19 protein-coding genes are annotated in these 19,734 nt (G+C 68.6%); 8 read left to right on the top strand and 11 right to left on the bottom strand.

The window, feature by feature from the left end; genetic code table 11:
• Window positions 1-41: 41 nt before the first annotated feature.
• Window positions 42-524, top strand: a complete 483-nt coding sequence (locus tag ACLJQ7_RS03110) for an Lrp/AsnC family transcriptional regulator (protein WP_091596826.1) — start codon at window positions 42-44, stop codon at window positions 522-524.
• A gap of 1,080 nt (window positions 525-1,604) precedes the next feature.
• Entirely contained in the window at window positions 1,605-2,066 is a 462-nt protein-coding gene (locus ACLJQ7_RS03115) for a hypothetical protein (RefSeq protein WP_410646592.1), read from the top strand.
• Here ACLJQ7_RS03115 and ACLJQ7_RS03120 read toward each other — a convergent pair.
• The gene (locus ACLJQ7_RS03120; RefSeq protein ID WP_410646593.1) at window positions 2,023-3,198 is read right to left on the bottom strand and encodes an ROK family protein; all 1,176 of its coding nucleotides are present in this window, start codon (window positions 3,196-3,198) and stop codon (window positions 2,023-2,025) included. The two genes, ACLJQ7_RS03115 and ACLJQ7_RS03120, sit on opposite strands and share 44 nt — an antisense overlap.
• 93 nt (window positions 3,199-3,291) lie before the next feature.
• Here ACLJQ7_RS03120 and xylA point away from each other — a divergent pair, with 93 nt between their 5' ends.
• Window positions 3,292-4,461: a xylose isomerase gene (gene xylA, locus ACLJQ7_RS03125; RefSeq protein ID WP_410646594.1), complete on the top strand. Its 1,170-nt coding sequence runs from the start codon at window positions 3,292-3,294 to the stop codon at window positions 4,459-4,461.
• Here xylA and ACLJQ7_RS03130 read toward each other — a convergent pair.
• A complete protein-coding gene (locus tag ACLJQ7_RS03130) occupies window positions 4,458-5,462 on the bottom strand; it encodes an alpha/beta fold hydrolase (RefSeq protein ID WP_410646595.1) in 1,005 nt (334 codons plus the stop codon). The genes xylA and ACLJQ7_RS03130 overlap by 4 nt on opposite strands.
• A gap of 215 nt (window positions 5,463-5,677) precedes the next feature.
• Between ACLJQ7_RS03130 and ACLJQ7_RS03135 the strand changes: the two genes are divergently transcribed.
• A complete protein-coding gene (locus ACLJQ7_RS03135; RefSeq protein ID WP_410646596.1) occupies window positions 5,678-6,079 on the top strand; it encodes a nuclear transport factor 2 family protein in 402 nt (133 codons plus the stop codon).
• Between the two features lie 332 nt (window positions 6,080-6,411).
• Here the strand turns inward: ACLJQ7_RS03135 and ACLJQ7_RS03140 are convergent, their stop codons facing one another.
• From ACLJQ7_RS03140 to ACLJQ7_RS03155, 4 genes are all read right to left on the bottom strand, one after another.
• Window positions 6,412-7,080: a DUF6338 family protein gene (locus tag ACLJQ7_RS03140; protein ID WP_410646597.1), complete on the bottom strand. Its 669-nt coding sequence runs from the start codon at window positions 7,078-7,080 to the stop codon at window positions 6,412-6,414.
• Between the two features lie 20 nt (window positions 7,081-7,100).
• Window positions 7,101-9,257 (bottom strand): CHAT domain-containing protein, encoded by a 2,157-nt coding sequence (locus tag ACLJQ7_RS03145; protein ID WP_410646598.1) that lies wholly within the window; start codon window positions 9,255-9,257, stop codon window positions 7,101-7,103.
• On the bottom strand, window positions 9,258-11,462 hold the full coding sequence (locus ACLJQ7_RS03150; RefSeq protein ID WP_410646599.1) for a hypothetical protein: 2,205 nt from the start codon (window positions 11,460-11,462) through the stop codon (window positions 9,258-9,260). It abuts the gene before it with no gap.
• A gap of 430 nt (window positions 11,463-11,892) precedes the next feature.
• A complete protein-coding gene (locus ACLJQ7_RS03155) occupies window positions 11,893-12,648 on the bottom strand; it encodes a thioesterase II family protein (protein WP_410646600.1) in 756 nt (251 codons plus the stop codon).
• A gap of 161 nt (window positions 12,649-12,809) precedes the next feature.
• Between ACLJQ7_RS03155 and ACLJQ7_RS03160 the strand changes: the two genes are divergently transcribed.
• Entirely contained in the window at window positions 12,810-13,187 is a 378-nt protein-coding gene (locus ACLJQ7_RS03160; RefSeq protein ID WP_410646601.1) for a hypothetical protein, read from the top strand.
• On the opposite strand, the gene ACLJQ7_RS03165 is transcribed toward ACLJQ7_RS03160, so the two are convergent.
• On the bottom strand, window positions 13,069-14,034 hold the full coding sequence (locus ACLJQ7_RS03165) for an alpha/beta fold hydrolase (protein WP_410646602.1): 966 nt from the start codon (window positions 14,032-14,034) through the stop codon (window positions 13,069-13,071). The genes ACLJQ7_RS03160 and ACLJQ7_RS03165 overlap by 119 nt on opposite strands.
• Before the next feature lie 57 nt (window positions 14,035-14,091).
• Here ACLJQ7_RS03165 and ACLJQ7_RS03170 point away from each other — a divergent pair, with 57 nt between their 5' ends.
• Window positions 14,092-14,925 (top strand): helix-turn-helix domain-containing protein, encoded by an 834-nt coding sequence (locus tag ACLJQ7_RS03170; protein ID WP_410646603.1) that lies wholly within the window; start codon window positions 14,092-14,094, stop codon window positions 14,923-14,925.
• 88 nt (window positions 14,926-15,013) lie between these two features.
• Window positions 15,014-15,862, top strand: coding sequence for a fructosamine kinase family protein (locus ACLJQ7_RS03175; protein ID WP_410646604.1), 849 nt, complete (start codon window positions 15,014-15,016; stop codon window positions 15,860-15,862).
• A 1-nt stretch (window position 15,863) separates the two neighbouring features.
• On the opposite strand, the gene ACLJQ7_RS03180 is transcribed toward ACLJQ7_RS03175, so the two are convergent.
• Window positions 15,864-16,538, bottom strand: a complete 675-nt coding sequence (locus ACLJQ7_RS03180; protein WP_410646605.1) for a TetR/AcrR family transcriptional regulator — start codon at window positions 16,536-16,538, stop codon at window positions 15,864-15,866.
• Between the two features lie 93 nt (window positions 16,539-16,631).
• On the opposite strand from ACLJQ7_RS03180, the gene ACLJQ7_RS03185 reads away from it, so the two are divergent.
• A complete protein-coding gene (locus ACLJQ7_RS03185) occupies window positions 16,632-17,357 on the top strand; it encodes an SDR family oxidoreductase (RefSeq protein ID WP_410646606.1) in 726 nt (241 codons plus the stop codon).
• A gap of 136 nt (window positions 17,358-17,493) precedes the next feature.
• Here the strand turns inward: ACLJQ7_RS03185 and ACLJQ7_RS03190 are convergent, their stop codons facing one another.
• From ACLJQ7_RS03190 to ACLJQ7_RS03200, 3 genes are all read right to left on the bottom strand, one after another.
• Window positions 17,494-17,757, bottom strand: coding sequence for an amphi-Trp domain-containing protein (locus ACLJQ7_RS03190; RefSeq protein WP_125677397.1), 264 nt, complete (start codon window positions 17,755-17,757; stop codon window positions 17,494-17,496).
• 81 nt (window positions 17,758-17,838) lie between these two features.
• Window positions 17,839-18,435, bottom strand: a complete 597-nt coding sequence (locus ACLJQ7_RS03195) for a formylglycine-generating enzyme family protein (RefSeq protein ID WP_410646997.1) — start codon at window positions 18,433-18,435, stop codon at window positions 17,839-17,841.
• Window positions 18,436-18,499: 64 nt separating this feature from the next.
• On the bottom strand, window positions 18,500-19,645 hold the full coding sequence (locus tag ACLJQ7_RS03200) for a Cmx/CmrA family chloramphenicol efflux MFS transporter (RefSeq protein WP_410646607.1): 1,146 nt from the start codon (window positions 19,643-19,645) through the stop codon (window positions 18,500-18,502).
• Window positions 19,646-19,734: the final 89 nt, after the last annotated feature.

Consider the following 19,734-nt stretch of genomic DNA (forward strand, 5'->3'; position numbering starts at 1 on the left):
CCTCCGAATCGGTTCAGCCGGGCAAACCGTCCAGTAGTGGCATGGCTCACGGCCGGGATCCGGGACGAACGGTCCTTGCCCTCGACGACATCGACCGCGCGATCCTCGCCGAGCTGACGGCCGACGGCAGACTCGCCGTCCGCGCGCTGGCGGAGCGCCTGCATATCTCGCGCACCAACGCCTACGCGAGATTGGATCGGCTGATGTCCGAAGGCGTCATCACCGGCTTCGGCGCCAGGATCGACCCGCGGCGCGCCGGACTCGGGACGAGCGCGTACATCCTGATCACCGTCGAGCAGACGTCATGGCGGACGATGTCAGCCGAGCTGCGGCAGATCCCGTTCGTCGAGCACGTTTCGCTCGTCGGCGGCGACTTCGACATCCTGCTGCTGGTACGGACGCCGGACAACGCTTCGCTGCGGGACGTCGTCCTGGAACGCTTGCAGGCGCTGGACGGCGTGCGGTCGACGCGGACGTGGCTGATCTTCGAAGAACAGCCGGGCGTCGCCCCTCGTGAGTGGTGAGGCCCGTCCGCGCGAGTGTCGTCGTGCGCGACCAGGCACTTTCGGCCGATGCGGTCCGTGAAGGACTCCTTGAGGGACCCTGGGTCCCCTGAAGTTCCCCTCACGTGACTTCACTGGCCCCACCAGTCACGACGACGGCGTGTGAAAGCCGCCCTTTGCTGCGTCTAACGCGGTAGAGAGGCGACCTTCACGTACTTCAGGCGTCCTGAGTGGCGTTGGAGCCGGCATGCTTCCTCGGAAGCCGCGGTCGGCAAGGTCCGTAAAGGTCTCCTGCCCTGCCCTGAGGTCAGGGGCCCGGCAAAGTCGCATAGCTGCTGGTCTGCGCCGCTGCCATGTGGGCAGCGGCAGTCGTGGCGGGTTTCGCAGGAGCGGCTCAGCCCGCAGAGCTGGATCTTGACTGTCCACAAGGGACTCGAATCGAAGCCGACGTGCCCGATTTGGGCGGTTTGCGTGTCTTTGCGAGGGCGTCGTGAGTGTCTTTGGTCGCTTTAACCCTCTTTATCACTCACGACCCCTGCACAGAACCGTACATAAGTGCATCAATGGGACATTCAGCCGCCAGAAGTGTCCCTTGTGGACACTGAGGCATTGCCCGCCCTGTCAGCGTTCAGAACCAGGCCTGCGCAATCTCGACTCTGACCCTGAGAGCAGGGAAGGAGGCCTTCACGGACGCGCGTATTCGGCGCACGGGCGATCACCGCCACCACCGGTTGTTCCTGCCTCTGTAACGCTCTCCATCCGTCCGCCGAATACAGGCGGGTTCGATGGCGGAGGGAACGTGGCGGGTGTCCTGCTCTTGTTGGCGGTCGTCGTGCCTTGCGCGAGGCCGGTTCCTTCGGCCACGAGCAAGGCGCCCAGGCGGCTGCGTCGAAGCCGCACGTGGGATGACCCAGCGCGACGTCGAGAGGCAGCACCACGAGCACCGGGTTGGCGTCCCGCGGGCGAGACCAGCCCGTGGCTCTTGACCGAAACGCACCGCCGAACACCCCATTCGGGTGATAACGGTTCGGCATTCGACGTATCTGGCCTACTCCCCATTGACACCTTCCTACGATCGCGGCGACTGGGTGGAGGAATGCGGTGACGGTGGAGGGCGCGGGTCAGGACTACCTGACGCGGCAGATCGGGGCGCTGCTCGAAGCGATTCGCGAGGAGGGGCCGGTCGGCGAGGGCAGACGCAGTTTTCGCCTCGCGGGCCATCTCGCGGCGGAGGGCGGGTTCCATCTCGGCGACATCCTCGCCGCGACGGCGCAGCTGCTGGCGGTCCACGCGTGGAACAACGGCTACCTCGCCGCGGCGGAGCTGTTGACGCGCCGGATGCGGGAGTTCGGTGCCGAGTCGGTGGAACTGGTGCAGTACCTCGTGCGGTTGGAGACCGGGAGTGAGCAGGGCTGGCTTCTCCAGGACGACCGGGACGCCCTCATCGATTACGCGCGGCGGGCCCGGCGGCCCGACATCGAACGCCGGGCGCAGGCGATCGAGCCGTTGCTGCCCGGGGTCAGTGGCCCTGAGCGTCCTGATCGGATGGCCAGTGAGTCGTGAGATAGTGCTCGGGGTCCGCGAGGATGCCGCGGATCACCGAGCCGGCGGCCCCGCGGACGGCGGCTCCCGTGCCGAGCGCCGAGCGGACGACCCGCACCGGCGACCACGCCGTGCTGGGCACGCGGCGTTCCAGCTGGGCGAGGAGTGGCTCACGCAACCACGGCTCCAGTCGCGCGTAGGTTCCGCCTAGCACCACCGCCGGAACATCCATCAGATTGACCACAGTGGACAGTCCGACGCCCAGATGTCCCGCGGCGGTGGTCACCGCGGAAACCGCCGCGTCGTCGCCGGATTCCAGCGCGGAGACCAGATCGTCCACCGTTTCCGCGCCCGCGAGCCGCAGGATCTCCTCCTGGCCCGCCATCCGTTCCAGGCAACCGTTCGCACCGCAGGAACACGGCGGGCCGTCGGGCGCCACCGGCAGGTGGCCGATCTCGCCGCCCGCGCCGCGGACGCCTTCGAACAGGGCGCGGTCCAGCACGATCCCCGCACCGATCCCGATCTCGCCGGACACGTGGACGAAATCCGGCAACGCCGTGCCGTGCCAGAGTTCGGCGAGTGCCGCGAAATTCGCTTCGTTGGCGACGGTGAACGTCTCGCCGAGCCGGTCGGCGAGGTCGACGTCGCGCCAGCCCAGGTTGGGCGCGAGCCGCACGAGCCCGGATTCGACCAGGCCCGGGACCGCGATACCGACGCCGCCGACGGGTACGCCCAGCGTGTCCGCCTGCTTCCGTGCTTTGCGAAGGAACGCCGAGACTCGCTGGAAGACACGCGGGGTCCGGTTGTCCGCGTACCGGACCTCCTGGGCGCGGACGGTGCCGGTCAGGTCGACGAGACAGGACGCCAGGTAGTCGACGCCGATCTCGATCCCAAGCCCGTGCGGGCCGGTGGGGGAGAGCGACACGACGGTGCCACGCCGTCCGGGGCCGACACGCTGTTCCGGTTCGCCTTCGGCCACGAGATCCGCCGCGATCAGGCGGTCGACCACGGTCGACACCGTGGCCTTCGTGAGTCCGGTGGCGGCGGCGAGGCCTGCCCGCGAAGCGCCCGGCCCGTCCGCGATCGCGCCGAGGACGAGGGTCGCGTTGTGCTGCCGCACGGTGTGCTGTCCCGCCGGACGCGTGCCGATCATCGGGCGATTCTATTCGTTCGATGCCTGAACGAAAGCCTTGACCCGCCGGAGCGGCGTCGATAAGTTCAGGCATCAAACTAATTGGGAGGCGAGATGGCTCAGGCACCGACGCGTGAGGACAAGTTCAGCTTCGGACTGTGGACCGTGGGCTGGCAGGCGAACGACATGTTCGGCCCGGCGAGCCGTCCTCCGCTCGACCCGGTCGAAGCCGTGCGCCGTCTCTCGGATCTCGGCGCCTGGGGGATCACCTTCCACGACGACGACCTCGTCCCGTTCGGTTCGGCCGACGCGGAGCGCGCACGGCACCTCAAGCGCTTCCAGGGCGCGCTCACCGACACCGGTCTCGTCGTCCCGATGGTCACCACGAATCTGTTCAGCCACCCCGTTTTCAAGGACGGCGGTCTGACCAGCAACGATCGCGACGTCCGCCGCTACGCGCTGCGGAAGGTGCTCCGGAACCTCGACCTCGCTGCCGAGCTCGGCGCGTCGACGTTCGTGCTCTGGGGCGGCAGGGAAGGCAGTGAGACCGACGCCGCGAAGGACATCCGCGCGGCGATGGACCGCTACCGCGAGGGCATCGATTTCCTCGCTCAGTACGTCCTCGACCAGGGCTACGGCCTCCGGCTCGCGCTCGAGCCGAAGCCGAACGAACCACGCGGCGACATCCTGCTGCCGACGATCGGGCACGCGCTCGCGTTCATCTCCACGCTGGACAACCACGAGATCGTCGGCGTGAACCCGGAGGTCGGGCACGAGCAGATGGCCGGGCTCAACATCGTCCACGGCATCGGACAGGCCCTGTGGCAGGGCAAGCTGTTCCACATCGACCTCAACGGCCAGCGCGGCCCGCGGTTCGACCAGGACCTCGTTTTCGGGCACGGCGACGTGCTGTCGTCGTTCTTCCTGGTCGATCTGCTGGAACACGGCGGCTACGACGGGCCGCGGCATTTCGACTACAAGCCGCTGCGCACGGAGAACATGGACGGCGTCTGGGCCAGTGCCGAGGCCAACATGGCCAGCTACCTCCTGTTCGCGGAACGCGCCCGCGCGTTCCGCGCCGACTCCGAGGTGCGTGCCGCGCTGGACGCCGCGCTCGTCCCGGAACTGGCGACGCCGACCCTGAACGAGGGCGAGACGGCGGCGGATCTGCTGGCGGACCGATCGGCGTTCGAGGACTTCGACCCGGACGAGGCCGCGGAACGCGGTTACGGCTTCATCCGCCTGTCGCAGCTGGCCCTCGAACACCTCACCGGGGCACGTTAGAACCGGTCGACGTCGAGGACGGCCTTGGCGAACTCCTCCGGTGCCTCCTGCGGGACGTTATGGCCGATCCCGTTCAGGACGCGGTGCTCGTACTTGCCGGAGAACTTCGACCGGTACGCCTTGCCGTCGGTGTTCGGGCCGTCGAAATCGCTGCCGATCGTGATGGTGGGCACCGAGACCGCCGGTCCCTGCGCGAGTTTCGCTTCCAGCGCGTCGAGTTCCGGGTCGCCGTCGGCGAGGCTCAGCCGCCATCGGTAGTTGTGGATCACGATGGCGACGTGGTCCGGGTTGTCGAAGCAGGCCGCGGAACGTTCGTAGGTCGCGTCGTCGAAGGCCCACTTCGGCGACGCGATCTTCCAGATCAGCTTGTTGAAGTCGTGGCGGTTCCCCGTGTAGCCGAGGATGCCGCGCTCGGTGGCGAAGTAGTACTGGTACCACCAACCCAATTCGGCGACGGGGGAGAGCGGCTGCTTGTTCGTCTCCCGATTGGTCACCAGATAGCCGCTCACCGAGACGAGTGCTTTGCACCGTTCGGGCCACAGCGCGGCGATGATGACGGCCGTGCGGGCGCCCCAGTCGAAGCCGCCGAAGACGGCCTTTTCGATCTTGAGGGCGTCCAGCAGCGCGACGATGTCGGCGGCGATCGCGGTCTGCTGGCCGTTGCGGAACGTGTCCTTCGACAGGAACCGGGTCGGCCCGTAGCCGCGCAGGAACGGCACGATCACCCGGTACCCGGCCGCGACCAGGCGCGGGGTGACGTCGACGTAGCTGTGGATGTCGTAGGGCCAGCCGTGCAGGAGGACCACCACCGGACCGCCGGCGGGACCGGCTTCGGCGTAACCGATGCTCAGTTCCCCGGCGTCGATCTGCTTGAGCGGACCGAATGAGGCGTTCCCGCCGGTCGTGGCGGGCGCCGCCGCGGGCTGCGCCGAGCAGCTCGCCACGGTGGCTCCCGCTGTCGCGGCGACGACGGCCCGCGCGAACCTTCTCCTGCTGAGCATCCTGATTCCTTCCACGAAACGCCTGGTACGGGAGGAAATTAGGCGGATGGCTCCTGGCGCGGCGACCGTCGGGCGACGTCACCGGTGTACGTCACGTACCAGGCCGTGTCTCGAAGGCATAGCCACTCGTTGTGCACCGAATACCCTGGCTGCGTAGATACTCACGGTGGGCGAGGGGCCTGAGCGACCCGGACGCGGAGTGAACAGGAGCGGGTATGACCGACGATGTGGCCGGCCAAGTGATCAAGGCCGAGCAGGAGCGGATCCAATGTCTCCTCGACGTGGATCGCGGCACCTACGACCGCTTGCACGCCGCGGAGTACCGGTTGTGCAACCCGACCGGCACCGTGTGGACGAAGGCCGAATACCTGGATCTCCTCACCACCGGGCGGGTCGCCTACCGGGAACTGGCGCTGACCGGCGACGTGGACGCCATCGTCGGCACCGACGTCGTCGTCCTGCGCTACCGGTGCGCTATCGAACTCACCGTCGACGGCGCGGACATCCCGCGGCACGAGGCCTGGCACACCGACGTCTACACCGATGCCGGTGGCACGTGGCGTTGTGTCTGGTCGCAGGCCACCGGCATCATGGACCTTCCGCCGGCCGCACCCTGACCCTCGGCGCATGAGGGGCGGCTATCAGCGGTGACCGAACCGCCGCCCACGAAGTCCATCGAACGGGCTTACCGGACACGCCTGGAGAATGTCTCCTGCACTGGAGTCGGCAGGTCGGGCGAGGGCACGCGTGCCTCGGATTTGCGGAGGGGCCGCTGACACGGCTTTTCCCTCACCCTGAGTCCTCGTCTGCCGATCCCCGCGGCTTTTCCAGAGCCGGCGGGGAAACGCTGCCGGGCGCGGTAGGCGCGACGTCCGGATCATCGTCGGAGGTGCTGTCTGGGCGGTAGCCGCCACGTGCGGACGACCCCGCGGCCAGCAGGGCCTCCTCGTCAGGGTTGAGCCTCATCCTGGTTTTCCTTTCGCTCGGGCCGGTCGACGAACTCGAGCAGTTCGACGTTGTCTCCGCGCAGATAGAGCCCGCTGCTTTGTTCGGTCTTCGCTACGAAGACACCGTCGGCGGTCATCTGCCATGGCCGCTGGAGGAACAGTTCTGGTTCGCGGGGATAGGCGCTCGCGAACGACTGGCCGCCGTACCAGCCGCCGACCCAATGCCCGTCCTTGAGCCGCGCTCGGACGAAACCGGCTTCGCGGTCACGGAATGCGTGGTCCCACGCGGTCGGCGTACGTAGCAGCGTCGTCTTCAACCGGCGCCGTTGCAGGTAGGAGACCACCGCGGCCGCGGAAGCGGGGATGGCCACCAGCAGTGCGGCCGCGACCATGGCGATCGCCCGTGGCCGCTCGGCCAGCCCATCCCAACGCCAGCCCTGCCCCGCCTGGCCGCCGCGAACCAGGTTCAGCAGTTCCGGCCCGGCGACGATCAAATAGAGCGAATCCAGCACCAGCGAAGCGACGATGGCCCGGAGGATCCGTTCACCCAGATTCTGCTCGCCGGGTACCGCCCCTCGCCAGCGTTCCCTGATGAACTGATAGGTGATTCCGGGCAGCACCACCAGAACGAGCAGGATCAGCTGCGGCGCGCTCGAAGGGGTTGGTCCCACAGGCTCGATCTCCTATCAGTTCAGGGGCCGACGTGCAGGTGCCCCGCCCACACCGAAGGAATGTTGGGGTAACGCTCCCGCAGCCCGCTGACGGCCGAGTGCAAAGCGAGACCGAACGGCACCGCGCGGGCTACCTCTCGGTAGAAGCGGTCGGACACCTGCGTAGCGGTTGAGTCGATACAAGGCCACAAAGTCGCGATGACATGCCGATACCCGGCGAGCTGAAAGGCCGACGCGAGGTGGATCGACTCGTCGGCGAGTTCTTGCGCGCCACGCGCGGTGGAGCACGCCGACAGGAAGGCCAGCTCCGCGTCAGCCAGATTCAGCGTACTGATCTCGGCGACGGTCAGCGGACCGTCCCAGAGTTGCAACCCGCTCGCCGACGGTTCAGCCGGGCGCGTTTCGGCGTGGCACGCGAAGTGCACCCAGGACGCCCAGGGAAGCGCGGCCCGAACGCTTTCGCGACTTGAGTCGTACAGCACGTTTCCATGCTCACCGGTCAGTGTGATCGCTCGCCGAGCCTCTGCCCCCGCTTCCGGGAGCGCGGGCCGGCCCGGTACGTGCGACACCCCGACCCCCAACAGGCGACGCCCGGCTCCGGGCGCGGCAGGGCGTCGCGTGTAGGCGAGTGACCGGATGCTGGGGGTGAATGAGGAGACCACCCGATCGAGCGCTGACGGGCCGGAATCCGGGTGTCCTGCGGCGTGCAGAGGAAGGAAGTTCATGGGTCCGGTCGGCAGCCACCACAACCTCGGCCACGGCCGGCCGGGCTGATGTGAGGCGGTGTGCCCCAACGCGGTCAGCACCGGCTCCACCGTGGTGTCCCACAACCACGCCAGTGTGTCGGCGATCGTGCCTTCCGCGGAGAGCCGTATTTTCCCGACCGCACCGTCGCCGATCACCTTGGTGGCGTCCAGGAACTCGTCGAGCCGCTTGGCCGATTCCGTTTCGGTCAGCCCAGGCAGCGGCACCACCTCGACACCGGTGGTGGTGAGCACGAGCGCGTCACACCGGAACTTGCTGACGTTCAGGCAAACCACGGGCCCTTCGGTAGCGGTCTCGGCCAGTTGTGCGGCGGACGGTGGCCGCAGGAACTTTTCCTGGCCGGGAAGCCGCCGGATCCGGCCGAGCAGGTCAGCCGACGCGGCTGCGAGCCGGATCCGCAGATCGGGATGAAGACCGAAGCTGATCCCGCCGTCGAGTTGGTCACGCAGGCGTTCCCACTCGTCGGCCAGCACGTTGTCGACCGCGCGCAGTTCCGCGATGTCCTGCCGGGCATCCATCACGTAGGAGAGCAGCGTCGCCCTGCCCAGTTCGAGATTCTCCAGCGCCGCCGGCGGATCTCCGGCATGCAGGGCGACCGCGGCGGCGTCACACGAGACGTGGCCGAGCGCGCCCAGCCGGTGTTCGAGATCGGCGCGGGTGAGGTTTCGCGGAGCCACCAGCGGCAGCAGCCGGACCGCGCGCCCGAACGCTTCGGCCGCGGCCTGCCAGTCGCGCCGGGCCGCCTCGATCTTGCCGAGGGTTGACGCCGCCCTCAACCGGATGGTGGGCGCCGCGTCTTCCACCGCGGCCGCCATTTCCGCGACCCGGTGGGCCTCCTCGGTGGTCTCGGTGGTCTCGGCGAGCACGGTGGCGAGTTCGACCGCCCGGTCCGCGAGCCGGGGGTCTCCGGCCGGGGTGAGGCTGACCGCTTCACGTAGCGCGCCCGCTGCCTCGTCCGGCGCGCCTGCTCGGTGCCAGGCCTTCCCCGCCAGGCTCAGTGCCTGCGCCCGCTCCGAGTGCCCCGCTGGGGTCGCGTCCAAGGCGGCTTCGGCGGCGTCGACCGCCGTGGCGAGGTTCTGGTCGCCAGGTTCGTCGTCGTAGCGCGACAACAGGGCTGACGCCAGCGTGCACAGCCGCCCGGCCAAGTGCACGTGCCCGGGTGGAGTCGCCGCAGTCGCCGACTCGCCAAGTGCGATAGCGGCGATCAGATCTTCCCGTGACTTGGTGCGCCGGAATCGCAGCAGGAGACTGCTCGCGAGGCCGGCTTGTGCGCGAGGACGCTGCGTATGCCCCGGCCGCAGCTCTGCCACCGCTTCCTCGCCCAGCGAGATCGCCTCGTCCAACGCCGCCGATGCGCCGGACTGCTCGTACTGGGATCTCTGTGCCTCGGCCAGGCTGAGCACCGCCTCCATCTACGCTCCCCTGGCGATCCGCAACAACTTCGTCGCCTCCGCCAGGTCTTCCGGCTTGCCGAACCGCTGGTGGCGCTTGAACAGCGCGTCCGCCAGCGCGGTCAACACCGTCGGTCGTTCCGGATGGTCCTCGGGACAGTCTCGATATGCCTCACGGCCGACCCGTACGGCCTCCTCGATACGGCCGGTGCCGTTGCGATGGTCCAGCAACAGCAGGGAAACCAGGTTGCCGGTCCCCTCGAAATCCTTGATCCGGCCATAGCGATTGGAGTCGGTGATCCCATCGTCGACGTAGTAGCGCAGCGATCGGTCCTCCCGGGCCAGGGCGAGCGCCTCTTCCAGCACCTCTTCATCATTCGTGGACTGGTACCGCATCCCTAGCGCGCGACTCAGTCTGCGGCAGGCCTCCGCCCGGTAACCTCCTTGGCATCCGGGCTCGGCCAATGCCTCGCGACCACGTTCGACGGCTTCGGTCCAGTACGGCGCCTCACTGGTCTGTTCGGCCAGCCACACCAGTGCCGTCGTGAGATCGACCAGCGCCTCGACTCGCTTCCGCCGGCCCAGGCCACCCGCGACGAGAGCGGCGCGGAAGTGGTCCGCGCTGGCCTCCAACGCGGTCCGGTCGTTGGAGGCCCGGTACCGGACCTGTTCCCAATGCCCCTTTTCTACCAGCTCGGGCCCGCTCCGCAGCCGCGGCTCCGGCTGCTCGGCCGCTACCCTGTTCTTGTACCGGATCAGCATCATCAGTCCGCCGGCCGCCTGCAGCGCGTTTCGCAGGGCTGCCCGGCCAGGATGGGCTTCCGGCATCAGCGTGTCGGCCTTGGTGAGCACCTCGACGGCCTCGGCCAATGCCTGTCGCTCCGTCGGCGTCGCGCCTTGCCGGGCCTTCTGCCGCAGCGTGATCCCGAGCAGGGACAGGTAATTCACCAGCCGGGGATCGCTGTCCTCTGTCGCCGCGACGGCCGCGCGAAAGGCGTCTGCCGCGCGGTCGACGGTGGCCGAGTCGTGCACGCGTTGATGCTGCCGGACGTAGGCGATCCCGAGCTGAGCCAGTGCGTCCGGGTGCCGGGCGTGCTTGGGGCCGAGGACGTGGGCCAGCTTGGTCAGCAACGACACAAGGAGGCTCAACGTGGGATCGTCGAGCGGTTCGGCGACCTCGGCCGCCAGCAGTCCGGTGATGTCGTCCAGAGTGGACAGACGGACCCGCTCGTTCTGGCTGAACTCCATCGCCTCGGTGAGTGCGCGGACCGCCAACCGCGCGTCGGCCGCCTTCCCTGCCGAGCTGTAGCGCCTGATGAGGGAGCCTGCCTTATCGAGCAACTGAAGGACCCGCTCTTCGGCGTGCGGAGGACGATCTGGGCGACGGTGCGTGCTCGCCTGCTCGCTCAGTTCCGCCGCCCTGGCTGCCAGTCCTGGGCGTCCAGTGCCCTCGGCGACGATCCGCAGGACCTGAGCCGCCTTTCGCAGCACGTCGGCGTAGACGCCGTCCTCGTGCTGTGCCGCGACGAGTGCCTTGTCCGTCAACGAAACTGCAGCGGCTGACAGCCTCTCCCCACTCCGCGGATCGAGCATTGCGTTGACGGCGTTGGCCAGCGCCAGCTCGACCAGCAGAACCGGCCGCCCTGGGTCATCGGGAGGTGCGGCGATGACCGCCTCCTCGAGCGCTGCCAACGCCTTTGCCTCGTCCGACCTGCGCCCCTCGAAATCAAGGTCTTTCCTGTTTCCGGACCGGAGCTGCAGCGCTTGTGCCAGTGCGCGTAAGTACCCCGCCCGTGCCGGGCCTCCCGCCAGGGGGATCACGTGGTCGTGGGTCATCGGGCTGTCGAAGACGTACCCGTGGTCGGGCGAAATCGGGCCTCCGGCCACAGGCAGCGGGCGGTCGTGTTTCTCCGGGTGGGCGCAACCGTGCAAGGTGTCGACGATCCAGGTGATCAGTTCTGGCCGGTGAAGTTCGACGTAGACCGGGACCATCGCCTCCGCCAGGTCCGCCAGCCGCCCCGCCGGGCCCGTCCAGTCCGGACGCCGGAGCCGCTCGGCCGAGCCGGTCTGCCGCAGCTCGTCGACGAATTCCGGCGGCAGACGGTCCGGCTCGGCGACGAAGACCGGAGCGAGAAAGACATACGCCAGTTCAGCTGACTTGAGTGCCTCTCGCGGGTCGTCACGGCTCAGCACGTACCTGCGGCACAGGTGAAACTTTCCCACCACGCGCAGAACTCGCAGCCGAGGCCCCGCAGGGCCCATGACTTCACTCAATGCCGCGGCGGCTTCCTGCAGCGCTTCAGGCGACCGGACTCCCGCCGTATCCCCCCGAGCCGCTTGCACGATTCTGACCTGCAAGGACTTCAGCATATTCGTCGACATCGACCGTCCCCCTCGACGAGTGATGTGATCAATCGATCGCGTTGCGTGACGTAACTCTATCGGTCGGCCACTGCGTGTGTCGTGTCCCCCTGCTGCGACCTGAGCCCGGTAGCCGGATAGCCCGAATCTTTTCGGGAAAGTTATTCCCATACGGCTTAGGTGTGTCTCTTGGTTTCTTGCTGCGGGTGCGAAGGATGAATGTGGCGAGCAGGAACCACTACGCCTCACCGCCAGATCATCACCCCATCAAACCCGCACGATTGACAGATACGACTTAGGCGAATTCCGGTTCGACGGCCACGAAGGCCGCCTCCAGTCTGCGGATCCGGCCCCAGAACTCGGCCTCCCTGCCCGGGTCGAGAACGCCGAGATACCCACCGGGTACGACACGCCCCACGAACGGACCGGACGTCCACACCCGCCAGCCGCCGGTGGCGTCGTCGCCCGAAGCGGACGCGGGATCGTCGGTGCCGCGGATCGCCGCGATCGGGCAGGGGAACCGGGACCTGGCGGGCCCGCCGTAGGCGTTCAGCAGCTGGAGGTCGCCGAGCAGCAGATCCAGGGCGTACTCCCAGCTTTCGGGCGAGTCACGGTAGCCCGCGACGGGGGTGAGCCCGGTGCGGCCGAAGACCCGCCCCATCGCCGACGCGCCGGCCTTGGCGTTCTTGTCCGGTGAGCGCCGTTGCGGCGCGCACGCGTCCACGACGACCAGCGCACCGGGCGCGACACCGAGTCGCTGCGCGGTTTCCAAGGCGACGAAGGCGCCCATGCCGAATCCGATCGTCACGGAGCGGGAGAACCAGGCCTTCGGTGTCGCGGCGGCCAACCGCGTGGCGAGTTCTTCGAGAGAGGACGCCGGTGATTCCGCGAGCCGTTCCCCGTGGCCGGGATATTCGAAGGCTCGGATGTCCGCATCGGCCGCGCCCGCGAGCGCGCCGAACGCCCGGCTGGTGCCGCCGGCGGGCGGAAACAGCAGGTAGCCGGGTTCTCGACTGTCTGATGTGGACAGTGGAACGAGTGCGGCCGTCATGATCCGAAAGATACGCGCGATTAACCCGAATGGGTAACGGTTCGGATTCGACCAAGATCAATTCACCCGGCTGAGGGAGGTTTCGGCGATAAGGCTGCCCGGCCGTGTCGTATCTGGCGCTCCCCGTTCGACGTCCTGATAAGAGCCGGAAGGAGAAAGCGATGAACACCACGGCACTGGCCTCGACCACGCGGCTGAACCCGGTGAGCCGCACCCTGCCGGTTCTGCTGGCGAAGGAGGACGACGCGGAGGACATCGGCCGCCTGTCCCCGGACGACCGCCTGACCTGTCACGTGCACGGCCGCTGGATCCACCAGTGCGTGGCCTCCCCGCTGCACGTCAACCCGATCACGCGCCACCGCTGGTGCCGTTCGTGCGCGACCGCGTTGACCGTCTCCGTCGACGAACTGTCCGGCGACGTCACGATGCCCTGTCCTCGGTGCGGCCACGGCGAAAGCGCCGCCTCGGCGCGTCTGATCGCCGCGTGTCGCGCGAGTTTGGCCGCGGCGCGCCGGGGCTTCGGCGCGCGGGCGGCCTGAGCAGCCTGTCGACGATCAGATCGCGATCCCGCGGGCGGAGATAGAGGTAGTGGCCGGCGTCCGGCAGGATTTCGACGTCGGAATGGGGGAGCAGACTCTCGAGTCGTGCGGCGGCAGCGGCTGAATCGTGCACGACGCTGCGCCCGCCGAACAGGGCGCGTGTGGGCAGTTCGATGGACCGCAAGGCCTCCTCGGCCGGGCAGACCTGGAACGGCACCCGGGCGCGGTAGCACCGGATCCCGGCGAGTACGAGCCGGGCGGCGGGCTGGTCGAAGACGTCCTCGCCGGCGGACCACGTCAAGAACCGGCGCCACAGCCGGTCGCTGTCGAGGACGGCGGCGGCCAAGCCGTACCGGAAGACCTTCCGGGTGAACGGCGCCGAGACGGTGGTGGCGTCCAGCAACGCGATGGACTCGAGTCTGCCGGGTGCGTGGATCGCCTGGTTGACCGCGTGCCAGCCACCGGTCGAACCGCCGACGAGACGTACACCGGTCAAGCTCAGGTTCTCGAAGACGTCGTCGAGTGCGCTCGCCCGGTCGCGGATGTCCTTGAACGGCACCTTCTGCACGCTCCGGCCCGCTTCGCCGAGAGTGTCGATCGCGTAGACGGTGTGGTGTTCGGCCAAGGCCGGGATCAGCGCCGCGAAGCAGGCCGAGGTCGCCATGAGTCCCGGCAGCAGGGCGATCGGACTGTCGCCGTCGCCGTAGCGGTAGACCCGCGTGGTGCCGTGGCGCGTTTCGACGTCGAAGACCGCGCCCGGTTCCGGGCAGTCGGCCATGGCGCGGTCATAGGCGGCGAAGTAGCGTTTTTCGGCCGCAGAACTTCTGAAACCCCCGATTTCGTTCATGAGCGGAACGCTAGGCAAGACCGTCTTCCCGGTCTTGAACGAAAGTAAGATGACGGCATGGGTGGGTGGGGGCTGGTGGTGCCGCGGCGGGACATCGTCCGCGCGCCCGGCGAGCGGATTCTCCGGTGGCCGCACCCCGGCCTCGCCGCCCACGTGTCGAGCTACGTCGCGCACGATCTTCCCGACATGGGTGCGAACTCTTGGCAGGTCACCCCGTTGTCCGTGCTCACCTGGGTGATCGACATCGACGCGCCGGCCAGGGGACCGGAGGTCCCCGCTTCGCCGGTGCTGGGCCTGCGGGACCGGCCGTTGCGAGTCGAACAGGCCGGCGCTTCGCGCGGGATCATCGTCACCCTGACCCCGCTCGGTTCGTACGCGTTGTTCGGGATCCCGTTGCGGGGGCTGACGAACTCGGTCGTCGCGGCGTCGGACCTGCTCCCCGCCGGGTCGTTGACCGAACGGCTGGCCGAGGCGGCGGACTGGCCGGAGAGATTCCGGCTGCTGGACGAGTACCTCGCGGCGAGACTCGCTCGCGGCCCAGTGCTGGACGCGCCTGTTCGATATGCCTGGGACCGGCTTTGCGCGGGCCCGGTCCGCATCGACGCCCTCGCGGACGAGATCGGCTGGAGCAGGCAGCACCTCAATGTCCGGTTCCGGGACCAGATCGGGCTGAATCCCCGGACGGCCGGACGGATCGCCCGGCTCAATCGCGTGCTGGCGCTGCTGGGCCGGGCGCCGTCGCTTTCCTGGGCGGAGGTCGCGTACGCGGGTGGCTACAGCGACCAGGCGCATCTCGTCCGCGAGTTCCGGGCGTTGACCGGACACAGCCCGACCGAGGCCGGGAAACCGGCGGGGCTGTTCGTTCCGCCCCGTGAGCCGGTGCGTGCGTAAAAGGCCGTTCGTCTCTCGAAAACGCACGCACGCGGATTCGCCTCCTGGCAACGAGCGTTCACCCGATCGGCGGAGGTAGGTTGCGGGCATGACCCAGGTTTCGACGCCTGCCGAGGCTGCCACGAAGATCACCGGACGCGCCGTCGCCGAGCAGAGGAGCCTGTCGAGCGGGGTGACCGAAGTGGTACTCGACAGCGGCGACACGGTGGTCGTCAAACGTGGCCACGCCCGGAACGCGGCACCGGCCGAGGCCGCGGGCCTGCGGTGGCTGGGTGAGCCCGGCGTGGTGGGAGTGCCCGAGGTTCGCGGCCACGACGGCGAATGGCTGGTCACGGAACTGGTCGGCGGCGGACGGCCGACGCATCACGCGGCGGAGCGGCTGGGGAGGGGCCTCGCGGAGTTGCACGCGTCGGGCGCGCCCGCGTTCGGGGCAGCGCCGCCGGACGGGCCCACTGACGCGTGGATCGGCTTGGCACCTATGGAGAACACGCTGGGTGAGGACTGGCCGGCTTGGTATGCCGAGCATCGGGTCCTGCCCTACCTCCGCCGCGCGGTCGACGAAGGCACTCTGAACGGTGACGAAGCCGCTGTCATCGAGCAGGCTTGCACACGGCTTCCCGAAGTGCCCGAACCTCCCGCCCGCTTGCATGGTGACCTGTGGAACGGCAACGTGTTGTGGGGCGCCGTCGAGGCATCGCTCATCGACCCGGCCGCCCATGGCGGCCATCGCGAAACCGATCTGGCGATGCTGCAGTTGTTCGGCTGCCCGTTGCTCGACCGGGTGCTCGCCGCCTATCAGGAGGTCGCCCCGCTCGCCGACGGCTGGACCGACCGGATCGGCGCGCACCAGTTGTTCCCGCTCCTGGTCCATACTGTCCTTTTCGGACGGTCCTACGCCGGGCAGGCGGTCGCGGCGGCGAAGGCCGTCGGCCGGTAGCTCAGCGCGCGAGGCGGTCGAGCCATTCGGCGAGCATGGCGTGCTCGGCGGGGGTCAGGACATTGCCGGGTTCCTTCTCCAAGGCGGCTTTGAGCGCGATCGCGCGGCTGGGGATGTCCGTAGCCTTGTCCGCGCTGTCGGTGGTGATCGCCGCGATCACGTGTTCGCGCGCGGCGATGATGAGATCCGGATCGCGCTGCTCCCGCGGGCTGGCGAGGATCGAGAGAATCACCCCCATCCCGGTCGCGTGCACCAGTTGCGCGGCTTGTTCGACCGGGACGCGCAACCTGCCCGCCTCGGCGATGCGTTCGATGATCCGGCGGAGCATCGCGTCGGCCTCCTGGCGGGCTTCGCGGACGCGGGGCTCGCCGTACATGAGCATGTAGAAGGCGGGCTGGTGCAGGCCGAAATCGACGTGCAGGTCCCAGCCTCGCCGCAGGTCGTGCACCGGGTCGCCGGTCTGTCCGAGCGCGTGCTTCCCCTCCAGATAGCTCTTGAAGCCGTACGTCGCGACGGCATCGAGAAGGCCGTCCTTGTCGCCGAAGGTCCGGTAGAGCGTCGGTGCCTGCACGCCGGCGGCGGCGCTGACCGCACGCGTCGACAACGCCTCGCGCCCGCCCTCCTCCAAGAGTTCCGCCGCCGCGTGGATCAACCGGTCCTTCGTCGTCAACGTCATGTATCGACGATAACACCTATATGGTAGCGCTGGTTCGATATCACTGATACGGTGATGATGTTATCAACGAAAACACCTGATGGGAGCACTTCCATGGCACGGGTAGCGATCGTCACCCGCGGGTCGCGAGGCATCGGCAGTCAGTCGGCCGAGCGGCTGGCGTCCGACGGGTTCGCGGTCGTCGTCGTATACGGCGGCAATAAGGACGAGGCCCAAGCCGCGGTCGACGCGATCGTCGCCGGTGGAGGCCAGGCGATCGCGGCGCAGGCCGACGTCGGTGACGAGCAGGCCGTCGCGGCAGTGTTCGACACCGCTGAGAAGACCTTCGGTGGAGTCGACGTCGTGGTCCACGCCGCGGGCGCCATGTACCTCGCACCGGTGGCCGAACTGGACCTCGACCGGCTGGACCGGTTGCACCGTACCAACATCCGCGGCACCTTCGTGGTCGACCAGCAGGCCTCGCGCCGCGTCCGCGCCGGTGGCGCGATCATCAACTTCTCCACGTCGGTGCTCGGCCTCGCACTTCCGGGATATGCCGCCTATGCCGCTTCGAAGGGCGCGGTCGAGGCGATCACCCTGGTCCTTGCCCGTGAACTACGCGGTCGCGACATCACCGTGAACGCGGTCGCCCCCGGCCCGACCGCCACGGCGCTCTTCCTCGACGGCAAGGACGAGGCGACCATCGCGAGCATGGCGGCGCAACCCCCGCTCGAACGTCTCGGCACGCCGTCCGACATCGCCGAGGTCGTCTCGTTCCTCGCTGGCCCGGCCCGCTGGGTCAACGGCCAGGTCCTTCGTGCCAACGGCGGCATCGTCTGAGCGGCGATCCGGGTGCTGGGCGGCGTGTTGCGAAAGCCACTTTCGCAACCTTCGGTGAGTGAACTTTCGTGGCATGAGAAGCGGGCGGGCCCGCCGACGAAACACGAGCCCGCCCAAGTCCTTTATGGACGGAAAATCAGACGACGGTGCCCTCGGAGTCGTCGTCCGAGTCGGTCTCTTCGATCTTCCACTTCAGCTGGAACTCGACCTCTTCCTCGCCGTCACCACGCTCGTGCTCGATCGAGAACTGCGCGCGGGCGGGGACGCGGAACCGTTCCCCGGCGATCTGGATGCGGAAAGAGGTCTCGGACTCGAGCGCGTCGGCGAGCCGGCGCAGTTTCGCGACGACGTCGGCGGTGGAGTAGACGCGTTCGACGTCTCGGGGAGCGGTTCCGGTCACGATTTCCTCCAGGGTCCGACACCCTGGCCGGGTGTCCGTGCCGTCATTCAATCGCGTGATCATCATGCCGCGGAGGCGGGGTCACAGTGACCGGGCGAGGCGGAAGCCGACGTCGTCGACACGGAAGGTCGGGTGGCTGCGACGCCTTACCGAAGCTCGGCAGCTCCAGTGCTCGTCATACCAGCCGCCGCCCTTCAGGACCCGGTACTCGCCGTACACCTCGGCGTCGTACACGTCCCAGCACCATTCCCAGACGTTGCCGAGCATGTCGTACAGGCCCCAGGCATTGGGCGCCTTGCCGCCGACTTCGTGCACGGTCTCCGCGGAGATCTCGCGGTACCAGGCGATCTCGTCGAGCGGGCCGTAGCGCGGGCCGGTCGTGCCGGCTCGGCAGGCGTGCTCCCATTCCGCTTCGGAGGGCAGCCGATAGCCGTTCGCGGACCGGTCCCAGGCCAGGGAATCCAGCTGGTAGACGGGAGCCAGGCCTTCGCGTTCGGAGAGGGTGTTGCAGTACCGGAGGGCGTCCTGCCACGAGACGTCGACGAGCGGGAGCCTGCCGGGTTCGCGGGTGACCGGAGCCGAAGCGAGCAGAAAGGACGCGACATCCACGGTCCATTGCCGCTGTGTCCGCCGGTCAGCCAGCGTCACCTCGCCCGCGGGCACAGTGATCATCTCCATGGTGCGGGCGATGGTACCCAGCCGCACGCGGGCGGGTGGCACGGCGGCCACCCGCCCGCGCGATTCAGGAGGGCATCGGCACCTTCCTTCGCAGGACGAGCGGAAGCGCGAGGATGGTGATCGCCGCGCTGATCCAGATGGCGTAGCGGTAGTCACCGGTCGACTCCGTGACGAAACCGGCGAGCACCGGGCCCAGGAACGCACCCGCGTTCAGCGCGACCGTCGCGAAAGAGCCGGCCAGCGTCGGAGCTCCCGGGGCCACGTGCATGACCCGGGCCACGAGTGCGGAACCGCAGCCGAACGACAGTCCACCTTGGACGGCCGTCACGACGAACAGGGCGATCGGCTGCGTCCCGGCCATCGCCAACACCGTCCAGCCCACCGGGAGGGCGCACAACCCGAACACCAGTCCGCGACGGAGTTCGCCGTCTCCCGTGCGGCCCGCCACCGTGACACCGAGGAACGCGCCGACGCCGAAGGCCGCCAGCAGTCCCGAAACCGCTCCGGCGGGGAGGTGGGCGACATCGGTCGCGATGACCGCGAGGAAGGCGAACGTCGCGAAGGTGGCGCCGTTCACCAAGGCGCCGAGGAGCATCGCCTGCCGCACGGGAGGCGCCTTCAGTTCACGTGCTTCGCGCCTGATCGAGACCGCGTGTGGATCCGCCGCGTCGGCGGGCGCGGAACGGAACACCAGCACCAGGGCGGGAAGGCACAACGCGGCGACGGCCCAGAACGCGGAGCGCCAGCCCGCGAGGTCGCCCAGTACGGCGCCCGCCGGCACTCCGGCTACACACGACAGCGTGATACCCGCCAGCAGGACCGCGGTCGCCCGCGTTTGCTTTCCCCGCGGTGCCATGGCGACCGCCACGGGCATGGCCACCGCGAGGAATCCGGCGTTGACGATCGCCGCGATGACCCGGGTGCCGAACAACAGCGGGAAACTCGTCGTCACAGCGCCGATGACGTGCACGACGACGAAGGCGGTCAGAAATCCGGCCAGGGCCCGGCGGCGAGGCCAGCGCGCGCTGAGTACGGCCATGGCGGGTGCGCCGACGATCATTCCGACGGCGTAGGCCGACGTCAGCGCCGCGGCCGCGCCCACCGGGACGGACAGGTCACCGGCGATGCCCGGCACGAGACCGGACACCATGAATTCGGAGGTGCCTTGCGCGAAGACGGCAAGGCCGAGGACATAGACGAACAGGGGCAACGGACGACTCCCAAGGAAAAAGTGAGCAGAGGAAGCCGTGCGCGGGGCAGGAGGAAACCCGGCCGGACGCACGGAACAGCGCTCCGGTC

Origin of the sequence: Amycolatopsis sp. cmx-4-54 (genome assembly GCF_046548895.1) — a bacterium.
GTDB lineage: Bacteria > Actinomycetota > Actinomycetes > Mycobacteriales > Pseudonocardiaceae > Amycolatopsis.

Excerpts from the sequence above, each read along its gene's own strand:
- ACLJQ7_RS03165 (WP_410646602.1), bottom strand. The coding sequence starts at position 14,034 with ATGAACGAAATCGGGGGTTTCAGAAGTTCTGCGGCCGAAAAACGCTAC.
- ACLJQ7_RS03120 (WP_410646593.1), bottom strand. The coding sequence starts at position 3,198 with ATGATCGGCACGCGTCCGGCGGGACAGCACACCGTGCGGCAGCACAAC.
- ACLJQ7_RS03130 (WP_410646595.1), bottom strand. The coding sequence starts at position 5,462 with ATGCTCAGCAGGAGAAGGTTCGCGCGGGCCGTCGTCGCCGCGACAGCG.
- ACLJQ7_RS03175 (WP_410646604.1), top strand. The coding sequence starts at position 15,014 with ATGACCCAGGTTTCGACGCCTGCCGAGGCTGCCACGAAGATCACCGGA.
- ACLJQ7_RS03170 (WP_410646603.1), top strand. The coding sequence starts at position 14,092 with ATGGGTGGGTGGGGGCTGGTGGTGCCGCGGCGGGACATCGTCCGCGCG.
- xylA (WP_410646594.1), top strand. The coding sequence starts at position 3,292 with ATGGCTCAGGCACCGACGCGTGAGGACAAGTTCAGCTTCGGACTGTGG.
- ACLJQ7_RS03155 (WP_410646600.1), bottom strand. The coding sequence starts at position 12,648 with ATGACGGCCGCACTCGTTCCACTGTCCACATCAGACAGTCGAGAACCC.
- ACLJQ7_RS03145 (WP_410646598.1), bottom strand. The coding sequence starts at position 9,257 with ATGGAGGCGGTGCTCAGCCTGGCCGAGGCACAGAGATCCCAGTACGAG.
- ACLJQ7_RS03160 (WP_410646601.1), top strand. The coding sequence starts at position 12,810 with ATGAACACCACGGCACTGGCCTCGACCACGCGGCTGAACCCGGTGAGC.
- ACLJQ7_RS03135 (WP_410646596.1), top strand. The coding sequence starts at position 5,678 with ATGACCGACGATGTGGCCGGCCAAGTGATCAAGGCCGAGCAGGAGCGG.
- ACLJQ7_RS03195 (WP_410646997.1), bottom strand. The coding sequence starts at position 18,435 with ATGGAGATGATCACTGTGCCCGCGGGCGAGGTGACGCTGGCTGACCGG.
- ACLJQ7_RS03110 (WP_091596826.1), top strand. The coding sequence starts at position 42 with ATGGCTCACGGCCGGGATCCGGGACGAACGGTCCTTGCCCTCGACGAC.
- ACLJQ7_RS03180 (WP_410646605.1), bottom strand. The coding sequence starts at position 16,538 with ATGACGTTGACGACGAAGGACCGGTTGATCCACGCGGCGGCGGAACTC.
- ACLJQ7_RS03185 (WP_410646606.1), top strand. The coding sequence starts at position 16,632 with ATGGCACGGGTAGCGATCGTCACCCGCGGGTCGCGAGGCATCGGCAGT.